The organism is Pseudomonadota bacterium, assembly GCA_027624955.1.
In the GTDB taxonomy this organism is placed as follows: Bacteria; Pseudomonadota; Alphaproteobacteria; order UBA828; family UBA828; genus PTKB01.
The window spans coordinates 1-10,002 of the sequence record JAQBTG010000063.1; the positions used below are offsets into that span (position 1 = coordinate 1).

Genomic DNA, 10,002 nt, shown 5'->3' on the forward strand with positions numbered 1-10,002 from the left:
ACGATGAGACAGAAACCCTCCCTTATGCAATCCGACTAGTTTGTTCCATAGGCGCTGACGTCAGACACACTTCTCGGATTTCAGAGATGGTCTCCCGGATGCCCTTGATCGCAGAGACGGCCTCCTCGGTCGATGATTGGATCGCGGCGATCTGGCCGGCGATTTCATCCGTCGCCGTTGCCGTCTGGCTGGCCAAGGATTTAACTTCCGAGGCAACGACGGCGAAGCCCTTGCCCGCCTCGCCCGCGCGCGCGGCTTCGATCGTGGCATTGAGCGCCAGCAGGTTGGTCTGATTGGCAATGTCGTTGATCAGGTTGACCACCTGGCCAATTTTCTGCGCCGCTTCGGCCAGGCCTTTGATCTTGTCGTTGGCGGCGTTGGCTTGTCCGACGGCGCCGGTCGCGATTTCGGCGCTGTGCGACACACGGCGTGAGATTTCGCGGACCGACGCAGTCATTTCTTCGGTGGCCGAGGCAACGGTTTGCACATTTACCGAAGCTTCTTCTGCCGCCGAGGCGACGGTGGTGGCGCGCTGGCTTGCTTCGTCCGCACTCGCCGTCATCGTGGTCGCCGAATCTTTCATTTGCGATGACGCCTTCGACACGCTTTGGATGATCGCGCCAACACTGCTTTCGAAATCACCGGCAAACAATTGCATCGCGGCCTGTTTCTCTTCTTCCGCCTGCAACGCGGCTTGTTGTTGCTTGCCCTGGGCCTGTTTTTTCTCGGCTTCAAGGCGCGCATTGTCTTCGAGTTTAAGTCGGAAAAACTCTACCGCCTTCGCCATCTGACCGATTTCGTCGCGCCGGTTCTGGCCAGCTATGTCGACCGTAACGTCACCCTCTGCGATCGTCTTCATGATGGCCGACAGGCGAACGATGGGGTGGGCAATACTGCGGCTGACGAGAAGCCCGATCAGCGCCACAAGGGCGATGGTGATGGCACCCCACATGATGGCGTCATTGCGCAATCTCTCGACCGGGGCGAGGATTTCCGCGGTGGATTGCTGCGCGACGATCGCCCAGCGGGTGCCGAGGAAATCCAGCGGCGAATAGGCCGCCAGGACGGCATTGCCGTTTTCATCAACGGAATCGACAATGCCGGAATTGCCGGCGATCGCCTGGCGGACGGCGTCGCTATCTATCGTGCGGACAAGAATTGTCGATTCTTCGGAAAACCGGGAATCATTGCGCATCAAATTGTCGCCGCCGACGATGAACGCCTCGCCGGTTTCGCCGAGACCGGCGTTTACCTGCATGACGTTATTGATACCGTCGATCGGCATCTGAAATGCGAGCACGCCAATTTTGTTCCCGGACGCGTCAATGATCGGCGTGCCGATGAAGCTGGCCGGCGCGCCGGCGCTTGGTGAATAGGGCTTAAAATCAAAGAAGGTGAGATCGCCGCTGGCGTTGGCGTTGCGCCCGGCGCGGAAGGCGTTGCCCAAATCGGTCGCGCGGTAGGGGCCGTTTTCAAGGTTGGTCGCGTAGTCGAGTTCCTTGAATACCGTGTAGATGAGGTTGCCCTCGAGATCGAACAAGAAGATGTCGTAATAGCCGCGCTCGCGCAGGAACTGGCGAAACCACGGATGGAAGCGGGCATGGGCGGAACTATAGGCGGAGCCATCCGGCGCGAAATTGAGGTTTTTGTTCTGACCGGTCGGATGGGGATTGTCCTTGATATAGAGGCCCTGCAGTGTTGCTGCTTGATTCTCGTAGATTTCGTTCCAGCCGGTTGTGAAGGCTTGTACGGCTTCATGGGTGAGCGGGCTCGACGCCACGAAGCGCATGTCCTGCTCGATGGTTGCTAAATAATCAGCAATCGCATGGTTACGGGTTTCCTCGAGCGCCTGAAGTTTGGACGCCGCCAGAGATCGGACAATGTTGGAGCCGCCGAAGAAACTGGCGATAGCCAGCGTCAATACCGCGATCAAAGCACAGCCGATAAACAGGGCCGGTAATTTTTGCGCCAGGCGCACATTTGCAAACGAAATCATTGTCAGAATTTCCCTCGATGTCGATTCAGCGATTATTGGATGTAAACATGCGTACTTCCACCGAACGGGAATTTGGCTGAAATTAGTAAATAATAACTAAATTTTTCCGGCAAATTATTCGCAAGGATTAAATTTTTCCGGCGAATTATTCGCATGGAATGCGCCCGGCGTTTTCTAGGCGGGCAACATATTGTCAGGCCTAAATTCTGTCAGGCGGTATCAAAATCAAGCCGCCCTTTGCCGCGCCAGTGCCGGCGCAGGCCGGCCAGCGCCAATGCCGGCGCAGGCCGGCCAGCGCCAATGCTGACGCAGGCATGCCGGTGCCATCCGGGCCGAAGGATCAGAAGATTTCTGGTTCGCTGACGGGGGCGCCGAAGCCGGTTTCGAGGAAGTCGAAATCGCAGCCTTCATTCGCCTGTTTGATATGCTGGGAAAACATCCAGCCATAGCCGCGCTCGTATTTGCGTTGCGGTTTTTTCCAGGCGGCTTTTCGGCTGGCCAGGTCGGCGTCGCTGACCACCATGTCGATGGTTCGGTTCGGTACATCGAGGCGGATGATGTCGCCGGTCTTGACCAGCGCCAGCGGGCCGCCGATGAAGGATTCCGGCGCGCAATGCAGAATACAAGCGCCGTAGCTGGTGCCGCTCATGCGCGCGTCCGAGAGGCGCACCATATCGCGGACACCCTGTTTCAGCAGCTTCTTCGGGATCGGCAACATGCCCCATTCCGGCATCCCCGGTCCGCCCTCAGGCCCGGCATTGCGCAGGATCAGGATGCTATCCGCCGTGACATCGAGATCGTCGTCATCGATGCGTGATTTGAGATCGGAATAGCTGTCGAACACCAGGGCCGGGCCTTCATGGTTGAGCAAGCGCGGGTCGCAGGCCGCCGGCTTGATCACCGCGCCATCGGGCGCCAGATTGCCGCGCAGCACGGCGAGCGATCCCTCGTGATAGATCGGATCGTCGATCGTCTTGATGACGTCGTCGTTATGGACGCTTGCGCCTTCCAGCGTTTCGCCCAGCGTCTTTCCCGAGACGGTCATGGCATGGAGGTTCAGCTTGTCCTTTAGGCGGCTCATCATGCCGCGCAACCCGCCGGCATAATAGAAATCCTCCATCAAATAGGTCGTGCCGCTGGGGCGGATATTGGCGATGACCGGCACATGGCGTCCGGCTGCATCGAGATCATCGAGCGTCAGATCGACCCCGGCGCGGCGTGCCATCGCCAGCAGATGAATGATCGCGTTGGTCGAACAGCCCATGGCCATCGCCACGGTCACCGCGTTGTCCACCGAGCGACGATTGATGATTTTGGCCGGTGTCAAATCTTCCCAGACCATGTCGACGATGCGCCGCCCGCACCCGGCGGACATGCGGATATGGTTGGCGTCGGCTGCGGGGATGGAACTTGCGCCCGGCAGGGTCAGGCCGAGGGCTTCGGCGATGCCGGTCATGGTGCTGGCGGTGCCCATGGTCATGCAATGGCCATAGGAGCGGGCGATGCCGGCCTCGACCGCTTGCCATTCCTCGCCATCGATGGTGCCGGCGCGGCGTTCATCCCAGAATTTCCATGAATCGGAGCCGCTGCCGAGGGTCTCACCGCGGTAATTTCCGCGCAGCATCGGGCCGGCCGGCAAATAGATCAGCGGCATGCCGGCGCTGACGGCGCCCATGATGAGGCCGGGCGTGGTTTTATCGCAGCCGCCCATCAGCACGGCGCCGTCGATCGGGTGACAGCGCAGCATTTCTTCCACATCCATCGCCAGCATATTGCGGTAGAGCATGCTGGTCGGCTTGACCAGGCTCTCCGACAGTGACAGCGCCGGCAATTCCATCGGGAACCCGCCGGCCTGCAGGACGCCGCGTTTGACGTCCTCGACGCGCTGCTTGAAATGGGCATGGCAGGGCTGTGCATCGGACCAGGTATTGACGATGGCGATGATGGGCTTGCCGTCCCAGTCTTGCTTGTCATAACCCATCTGCATTTGGCGCGAACGATGGCCAAAGGAACGCAAATCATCCGGCGCGAACCAGCGGGCGCTGCGCAGGGTTTCAGGGGTTTTTCGATGTTCGGTCATGATTCCACTTTCATGATTTCACTTTCGGCGAATGAGACGGCTCCTGGCAAGCCTTAGGCAATCGGACCCGGAGGAGCGAACAATTTCGGCTCGGATAATCCGGTGGGATAGGTTGCGATCAGGTGACTCGGACGATGACGTTGAAGGGCGCATCCGCATACGATGTGGTTATACCGCTGTTAGCCAGATTTTGATGAAATCCTGAGACTGAACTAGGTGGCACGGCTATTACCGGGCGTGGGAGCAGCGCCTGTCTGCCGGTGCCAGAGACTCTATCAGGAAGCGATACATAGAACGGGGGCTTTACAATATCCCCTTCCGGCAGGCTGCCAGACCGAGGCCACGGGCGATATGGGTCTTGCCGGTGCTGCTGTTGCTGAGCGCGATGACGTTCTCCTGGCGCTCGAAATATTCACATCGCGCCCGTTTCAGAACCAGCATCTTGTTGAGCGATGGTTTGACGGCAGCGAATTTGGCCTGCCTGATCCGCCGCTCGACCAACCGGCGTTTGCGGTCAATCAGCTCCAATTCGCTCGGGCGAACGAGATGGCGTACCTGGTCGGCGCGCGCCGCGCCGCGCTGGCGTGAGGATTACGCTTTGTCCGGTCAGCAGATCTTCCTTGGCCTTTAGAGCCTCTATGATGAAGCGCACGAAGACGCGCACCCGCTCCGTGGCGCGGAGGTCCGGGTGCGTTAACACCCAGCACGGCCACCTGGCATGGCTCCGCCCCGGCGGTATGCGCGCAAGTTCAGGGATGGGGTCGGCGAGGAAGCAGGGCAGATAGGCTATGCCGAGCGCCGCCTTGGCTGCCTCCACCTGAACCGCGACATCTGGAATGTGCCAGCGCGCGGAGATATTAGGATGATCACTCTGGCGCACCCATTTCGGATTTTCGCCGTCGTCATCCCAGCCGATCCAACTCGCCGTTGTGCTTTTGGACGTGACATCATGCGCCGCCAAATAATCATGTGTGGCGTAAGCGGCGTAATGAATCGCCGGCCCGCGCCGGCCGATCAGGTTTTCAGGCGGCTTGGTGGTCGACCGGATTGCCACATCGGCCTCGCGCCGGGCCAGGTCGAGGATGTCGTAGGTGATGGCCAGGCGTATTTCTATGTTCGGATAGAGCGCGGCAAAGCGGGCGAAATCCGACATCAGTAAATGCGAGGCCAGAGGTGCGGCAAGAGTGACAGTGATCGCGCCGGAGAGCTTGCCGTCGCGCCCGACGATATCGCGCTCCAAGCCGAAGGCCTCGCTCTCAATGGTTTCGGCGCGCGCGATAAATCGTTCGCCGATACCGGTCAGGGTGTAGCCCTCCGCCCGGCGGTCAAACAGGCAGACTTCGAGATCCGCTTCCAGCGCACCGATTCGCCGGGCTACCGTTGTGTGGCTGATGCCCAGACCCTTCGCCGCTGCGCGCACCGAGCCCGCGCGAGACAGGGCAAGAAAAACCTTAATATTGTCCCAATCCATAAAGATGGGCTTCCCGTCGCGCAGTCATGCGTCAATTTCACTGTAACGAATATGAACAAAATAAAATCATTAACTGCGCATTTCAATTCATTTTTACACCACCTATATTTAACCCCAGTCTGAAGCGGGGGACAGAATGACCGTCAAACAGGGCCAAAATCCTCAAACGAGCCACCTTCTGAGCGAATATTTGGAGGTGCGCCGCCACAGCCAAAGCCTCGTGGCCGGACTTTCCGACGCCGATGCAACGGTGCAATCCATGCCGGACGCCAGCCCGGCGAAATGGCATCTGGCGCATACAACGTGGTTTTTTGAGACGATGATTGTGTTGCCGGAAAACGGCGATGATCGTGCGTTCGACCCGGACTATGCGTTTCTCTTCAACTCCTATTACGAATCGCTTGGCGCGCGCCATCCGCGGCCAAACCGCGGCATGCTGACGCGCCCTTCTTTGGCCGAAGTCATAGCTTATCGCGACCATGTTGACGCGGGCATCGAGAAATTGCTGCGCGGCGGCGTTTCGCAGGCGGTTGAAGATTTGGTGACGCTGGGTATTCACCATGAGCAGCAGCATCAGGAGTTGCTGTTGACCGATATCTTGCATTTGTTCGCGCAAAACCCGATGCGCCCGGCCTACAAGGCGCCGCAGCCCCTCGCCTATGGTGCGCCGGATGCGCCGGAGGAAGATTGGTCCGCTTATGAGGGCGGGTTGATCGAAATCGGCGATGCCGGGAACGGGTTCGCTTTCGACAGTGAGGGGCCGCGCCATGAAATTCTTGTGCGCCCCTATCGCCTGGCGCCCCGCACCGTCACAAATGGCGAGTGGATCGCCTTCATGGAGGATGGCGGGTATGCCGATCCGTTGCTGTGGTTGTCGGATGGCTGGGCCTGGGTACAGGCGGAAGGCTGGCAGGCGCCCAACTATTGGTGCCGACAGGAGGGCGAATGGCACGCCATGACTTTGCGTGGCTTTCAACCCATCGACCCGCGGACGCCGGTCTGCCACATCAGCTATTTTGAAGCCGATGCCTATGCGCGCTGGGCCGGCAAGCGTTTGCCCGACGAAGCAGAGTGGGAGAATGCCGCCGCCACGCTCGCCCCGGAAGGAAATTTCGCGCCGTCGGGCCGTTTGCGCCCGGCCGTTGCGGCGGCGCAATCCACACAACTTAAGCAGATGTTTGGTGACGTTTGGGAATGGACGCGAAGCCCCTTCGTCGCCTATCCCGGGTTCAAGCCGGAGGCCGGCGCGGTGGGCGAATATAATGGCAAGTTCATGTCGGGCCAATATGTGTTGCGTGGCGGGTCCTGTGTGACCCCGGGCATGCATATCCGCGCCACGTATCGAAATTTCTTTCAACCCGAAAAGCGCTGGCAATTTTCCGGCCTGCGCCTGGCGGAGGATTGCTGATGGTTGAGGCGGCGGCGGCATTTTCGGCCCGTGAGATAACCGGGGCGGCGGATGAACAAGACGAATTCAGGAACGCCGTGACGCGCGGCCTATCGGCACCGGTAAAAACCCTTGAGTGCAAATATTTTTATGATGAGACGGGCTCGGCCTTGTTCGATCAGATTTGCCGCGCACCGGAATATTATCCCACCCGGACCGAGATCGAGATTCTCTCCGACTGCGCCGGCGAAATTGCCGAGGCGGTGGGGACCGGAGCGGAACTCATCGAACTCGGCAGCGGCGCCAGCATGAAAACGCGCATCCTGCTGCGCGCTCTTCAGGGCCCGCGCGCCTATGTGCCGGTGGATATTTCCGCCGATTATATGCGCCAGGCGGCGGAAGCGCTGCAACGGGATTTTCCGTTGTTGGCCATCGCGCCCGCCGTGGCGGATTTTAGCAGATCGTTCCAGCTCGCGCCGCGTGGCGGCAGCGGCGACAGATTGCTGTTTTTTCCAGGTTCGACGATTGGCAATTTTGATCCCACCGAGGCAACCAAGTTTCTCGCGCGCATGCGCCGCGATCTTGTGCCCGACATGTTCGTCATCGGCTTTGACCTGCGGAAAGACAGAGAAACCCTGGAAGCTGCCTATGACGATGCGGCGGGGGTCACGGCGGCGTTCAATTTGAACTTATTGAGCCGTATTAATCGTGAGCTCGGTGGCAATTTCGATCTTGCTAAATTTCGCCATGCCGCGCGTTTCAATGAAACCGAGAGCCGGGTGGAAATGCATATCGTCAGCCGGCAAGCGCAGACCGTCTACATTGATGCGCTGGAAGTGAATTTCGCTGCGGGTGAAAGCATTCACAGCGAGAATTCCTACAAATATTCCCGCGCCTCGTTCGAAACCCTGGCGGCAGCGGCAGGCTGGCGCATGGACCGCCTGTGGACGGACGAAAAGAAACTGTTTGCCGTCGCTTTGCTCGTGCCGGGCGGCTAACGCTATTTAATATTATCTTGTCTCCTTATAGCGGTGCCTCATCGAGATAGCTGTGCCTCATCATGGTCGTATATCGCGATTTACAAACCCGGCGGCCGTGGCCACACTGAAGCAGTTTGGTTGTGGTGATCTGGATAGCGTCGCGACGGCCCGAGTTCGAATTCTGACAATGACGATATTTTTTTACTGGCGGTAATCATGCGACGCCCTATCACCCTGCCTGCTATTTTGCGATCGCCCGACCGCCCGGGTGGGGCGCCGCTCTATCGCAATTTTACCTCGCAAGCCGAGATCGATGCGCAGTACGACGTTGAGAACAGCGTGCCTGACTTTGGTCAGTATGTTGATTTTTTCCTAGGAAATAGCACCCGAGTTCGCGAGAAGCTTTCTCCCACGCTCGATGTTTCGTTTGGTCCGACAGTGGCGGAGCATCTCGACATTTACCCGGCGGCAAATGCGGACGCCCCCCTCCACATGTTCATCCATGGCGGATATTGGCATTCGCTCAGCAGCAAGGAGTTTAGCTTTGTCGCGGAAGGCCTGGTCGACGCGGGCGTCACCATGGTCATCAACAATTACGCGCTTTGTCCCGATGTCACGATGACGGAAATCGTCCGGCAGAACCGCGCGGCAATTGCCTGGCTCTATCAAAATGCGGCGACGTTTGGCGCGGATCAAAACCGAATTTTTGTCTCAGGCCATTCGGCCGGGGGACATCTGACTGCGATGCTTCTGGCGACCGATTGGGCCGGTAGCTACGGATTGCCGAGCGATGTTGTGAAGGGCGGCACGTCGATCAGCGGGCTGTTTGATCTCGCGCCGTTTGTCCATTCCTGGTTACAACCGAAGCTGCAATTGACGGAACGGGAAATTGAGCAAAACAGCCCGATCCGGCATCTCCCTGCGCAGGCCTCACCGCTGATCGTGACGCTCGGCGGTGACGAGTCCGAAGAGTTTCACCGTCAGTCCGAGGCGTTCCTCGCGGCGTGGACGGAAAACGGGCTGACCGGCGAATCTTTAGACCTTCCCGGGCGCAACCACTTCACCGTGCTTGAGGATTATTTGGCTGCGAGCAGCCCGCTTTGCCAAGCGATACGACGTCAAATGCAGGTCTGAAGACACCGCCAAGGTAAGGCGCTGCACTCCAGACGGCGCGAAAGTATAGACTTTCGCGATGAGCGGGCTGGTTCCGGAAGCGCTAATTCTTGATGACGCCGCAGGCAAGGCGCGCACCGGCTCCGGCGTTGGCGCCGTAGGTGTCGGCTTTGGCATGAAGCACAATGGCAGCGCCGTCGCCATCGAAGATGCTGTTGGCTCCGGGCGCGATGGTTACGTTGACATTCAGCATTTCGGCTTTGACGCTGCCGTCTGCTGCGGCGTGAAGGTTCGGCATATCACCGGCATGGCTGCCGTCTGAGTGGTTGATGCCATGGCCCTTGCCAGCGGGGTTGAAGTGACCGCCGGCGGCTTTGAAATCTGGTGCACAGGCGCCTTTTTCGTGAATATGAAAGCCGTGGCTTCCGGGCGGAATACGCATGAGATCGGCCAACAGAAGCACGCCGTGCGGCGTCTCGGTCAGCGTCACGGTGCCGAGGATTTCGCCGGTCGCGCTCTTTATTTCCGCGGTTGCTTGCGCGGCCATCGCGCCCGAGGACGCCACCGCCGAGATCGCGAGACCGACCAGCATCATTTTTAGCCAGGACATTTGTTTCCCTTTCTGCCATGAACCTGAATTATCTTAGACCGATTGTTTTGATAACCATAGCCGAAGTTGCGGATGCTGCTTGGTCAATTGGCTCGGCCCGGCATCGGTTTCGTCGACCTCCCCACGCTTAATTCCGCATGTTTGAGGATATCCGGCTGGTAGAATGGCGCGGCGGGAGGTACGGTCTGGGGCGTTTTGGGCTGATTGCCGCCGTCGGCAATTCGCAAACCATCGCCGAAAACGAGAAGAAACCGAGAATACGATATGACAAGAAAATCGGTCGGGAGAGGCTGAAGCTTTGAGCAGCGGCACAACCGTTCAATCGCCGGCAACGACGACCTTTCTCTGGGTCTGTATGGGGCCGG

Annotated in this window: 7 protein-coding genes and 1 pseudogene; 3 read left to right on the top strand and 5 right to left on the bottom strand. The window is 59.0% G+C overall.

Annotated elements, in window-relative coordinates; translation table 11 throughout:
* Positions 1–22 precede the first annotated feature (22 nt).
* The 4 genes and pseudogenes from O3A94_16410 to O3A94_16425 all read right to left on the bottom strand — a co-directional run bounded on the left by O3A94_16410 (position 23) and on the right by O3A94_16425 (position 5,547).
* Positions 23–1,996 (bottom strand): methyl-accepting chemotaxis protein, encoded by a 1,974-nt coding sequence (locus O3A94_16410; GenBank protein ID MDA1357835.1) that lies wholly within the window; start codon positions 1,994–1,996, stop codon positions 23–25.
* A 340-nt stretch (positions 1,997–2,336) separates the two neighbouring features.
* Positions 2,337–4,076, bottom strand: coding sequence for an L-arabinonate dehydratase (gene araD, locus O3A94_16415; protein MDA1357836.1), 1,740 nt, complete (start codon positions 4,074–4,076; stop codon positions 2,337–2,339).
* 309 nt (positions 4,077–4,385) lie between these two features.
* A pseudogene (locus tag O3A94_16420) lies at positions 4,386–4,637 on the bottom strand (ATP-binding protein).
* Entirely contained in the window at positions 4,591–5,547 is a 957-nt protein-coding gene (locus O3A94_16425) for a LysR family transcriptional regulator (GenBank protein ID MDA1357837.1), read from the bottom strand. Before O3A94_16425 ends, O3A94_16420 begins: the two are co-directional and overlap by 47 nt.
* Before the next feature lie 136 nt (positions 5,548–5,683).
* Here O3A94_16425 and egtB point away from each other — a divergent pair, with 136 nt between their 5' ends.
* The 3 genes from egtB (at position 5,684) to O3A94_16440 (ending at position 9,048) form a co-directional block, all read left to right on the top strand.
* Positions 5,684–6,955: an ergothioneine biosynthesis protein EgtB gene (egtB, locus tag O3A94_16430; protein MDA1357838.1), complete on the top strand. Its 1,272-nt coding sequence runs from the start codon at positions 5,684–5,686 to the stop codon at positions 6,953–6,955.
* Positions 6,955–7,932, top strand: coding sequence for an L-histidine N(alpha)-methyltransferase (gene egtD / locus O3A94_16435; GenBank protein ID MDA1357839.1), 978 nt, complete (start codon positions 6,955–6,957; stop codon positions 7,930–7,932). The genes egtB and egtD overlap by 1 nt, the downstream gene beginning before the upstream one ends.
* Positions 7,933–8,130: 198 nt before the next feature.
* The gene (locus O3A94_16440; protein MDA1357840.1) at positions 8,131–9,048 is read left to right on the top strand and encodes an alpha/beta hydrolase; all 918 of its coding nucleotides are present in this window, start codon (positions 8,131–8,133) and stop codon (positions 9,046–9,048) included.
* 82 nt (positions 9,049–9,130) lie between these two features.
* Here O3A94_16440 and O3A94_16445 read toward each other — a convergent pair whose 3' ends face one another.
* Entirely contained in the window at positions 9,131–9,637 is a 507-nt protein-coding gene (locus O3A94_16445) for a superoxide dismutase family protein (protein MDA1357841.1), read from the bottom strand.
* Between the last annotated feature and the right edge of the window lie 365 nt (positions 9,638–10,002).

Coding starts and splice junctions, on each gene's coding strand:
- O3A94_16410 (MDA1357835.1), bottom strand. CDS start 1,996: ATGATTTCGTTTGCAAATGTGCGCCTGGCGCAAAAATTACCGGCCCTG.
- araD (MDA1357836.1), bottom strand. CDS start 4,076: ATGACCGAACATCGAAAAACCCCTGAAACCCTGCGCAGCGCCCGCTGG.
- O3A94_16425 (MDA1357837.1), bottom strand. CDS start 5,547: ATGGATTGGGACAATATTAAGGTTTTTCTTGCCCTGTCTCGCGCGGGC.
- egtB (MDA1357838.1), top strand. CDS start 5,684: ATGACCGTCAAACAGGGCCAAAATCCTCAAACGAGCCACCTTCTGAGC.
- egtD (MDA1357839.1), top strand. CDS start 6,955: ATGGTTGAGGCGGCGGCGGCATTTTCGGCCCGTGAGATAACCGGGGCG.
- O3A94_16440 (MDA1357840.1), top strand. CDS start 8,131: ATGCGACGCCCTATCACCCTGCCTGCTATTTTGCGATCGCCCGACCGC.
- O3A94_16445 (MDA1357841.1), bottom strand. CDS start 9,637: ATGTCCTGGCTAAAAATGATGCTGGTCGGTCTCGCGATCTCGGCGGTG.